This is a genomic window from Flavobacterium sp. R1_16 (assembly GCF_057652095.1).
This window is the reverse complement of sequence record NZ_JBYFCG010000022.1, coordinates 1-1,717: the sequence shown is the minus strand read 5'-3', so window position 1 is coordinate 1,717 and position 1,717 is coordinate 1. Positions and strand designations below refer to the sequence as shown.

1 protein-coding gene is annotated in these 1,717 nt (G+C 39.3%); it reads left to right on the top strand.

Annotated elements, in window-relative coordinates; all coding sequences use genetic code 11:
* The first annotated feature begins 88 nt into the window (after positions 1-88).
* The gene (locus AC23L6_RS13305; protein ID WP_487562967.1) at positions 89-1,651 is read left to right on the top strand and encodes an IS1182 family transposase; all 1,563 of its coding nucleotides are present in this window, start codon (positions 89-91) and stop codon (positions 1,649-1,651) included.
* Positions 1,652-1,717 lie beyond the last annotated feature (66 nt).

The following is a 1,717-nucleotide window of genomic DNA, read 5'->3' as shown; positions in this document are numbered from 1 at the left end:
AACGTCAGACTGTGAAAAAACCTCACAGCCCTTCGAACAAATATAGCAAAATGTTTTCAAGCAGTAGTTTATTTGATTATATTTATCTATGCAATACATACAAGGAATATCTCGCCATCAGCTTCATCTAGCCAGTTTAGAAGATACCATTAGCCAAGACAACCCTGTTCGATTTATAGATGCTTTTGTGAACACTATCGATCTTGAGCGACTAGGATTTCAAGAAAAAGTTTTAAAAAGCGAAGGACGCCCCAGTTTTGATGCTTTGGTGTTTTTAAAAATCTATTTATATGGTTACAGCAACGGCATTCGCTCCTCTAGACGACTAGAGAAAGAGTGCCTTCGCAATCTGGAGATGCAATGGCTCACAGAAACCCTTCGTCCAAATTATCATAGTATAGCCGATTTTAGAAAAGACAATCCCAAAGCCTTACAACAACTCTTCAAGCTCTTTGTTAGTTTTTTAAAAGAGACCGATTTAATTTCTGGTAAAACTATCGCTATTGATGGCACTAAATCAAGAGCGCACAACGGCAAGAAGTCGAATTACAATCAAAAGAAAATTGATAAACATAAAGAGTATATCGAAACAAAGATCCAAGATTATCTCACGGCTTTAGACCACAATGATAATCAAGAAAAGAGCAGTTCGATATCCAATATTCAACAAAAAATAGCACGCTTGCAACAAAACAAACTTCGCTATGAACTCCTAGAAGAACAACTCCAAGCCAGTGGCGAACCGCAAATCAGCACCACCGACCAAGATGCAAGAGCACTCTTGGTTCAAGGACAAGTAGTAGAAGTCTCGTATAACATTCAAGCAGCAGTCGACGACAAATACAATCTAGTAGTGGCTACTCACACCATCAATCGCAACGATAAAAACGCACTATCGACCATTGCTATAGAAGCCAAAGAAAACCTATCAGTAGAAACCTTCACAGTTTTGGTAGACAAAGGTTACCACAACGGACGCGAACTAGAGCGTTGCAAAAACCACAACATCACCACCATAGTCGCCCATCCCGATCAAGGCAAGAGCAAGGAGAACGGCACCCAACCCCAGTATTTAGTTTCTAAGTTTACCTACAATAAAGAGAATAACACTTACACCTGTCCGCAAGGACAAACCCTTACCACCACAGGAAGTTGGCACAAGAAAACCAGAGAAGGAGAAAAAACGAGTTATTTATACCAAAAATACCGCACCACAGCCTGTAAAATCTGCCCCGTAAAAGAGCAATGCACCAGTAGAGCAGGGGGCAGAGAGATTGATAGAAGTCAGTATGCAGATGCCGTAGAAGAAAATCAAAAGCGCTACCAATCTAACCCACAACTGTACCGCAAACGACAAGAGATAAACGAACACATCTTTGGAACAATAAAGCGAAAATGGGGTTACAATTACACCGACTTAATAGGACTCGAAAAAGTAAACGGCGAACACAGTCTTATTATGCTGGTGTACAACATCAAACGCAGCATAAACATTCTTGGTGTACCCGATTTATTGGAAAAACTCAAGGCTTGGAATTCACCATACAAAAGAAAGGTCTTGTTTTTTATAAAAACGATCTATTTAAAGCAGTTTCTAACTAAAATTATTTTTGGTACAAACCAAAACACATCAAAAATTAGCCTAGCTTAAAATCCATTTATAGACCTCCTGTGAAGTAGAAAAGAAATCAAAATGAGGTTTTTTCACAGCCTGACG

Bases quoted from the DNA above. Each gene is read 5' to 3' on its own strand.
- AC23L6_RS13305 (WP_487562967.1), top strand. From the start codon at position 89: ATGCAATACATACAAGGAATATCTCGCCATCAGCTTCATCTAGCCAGT.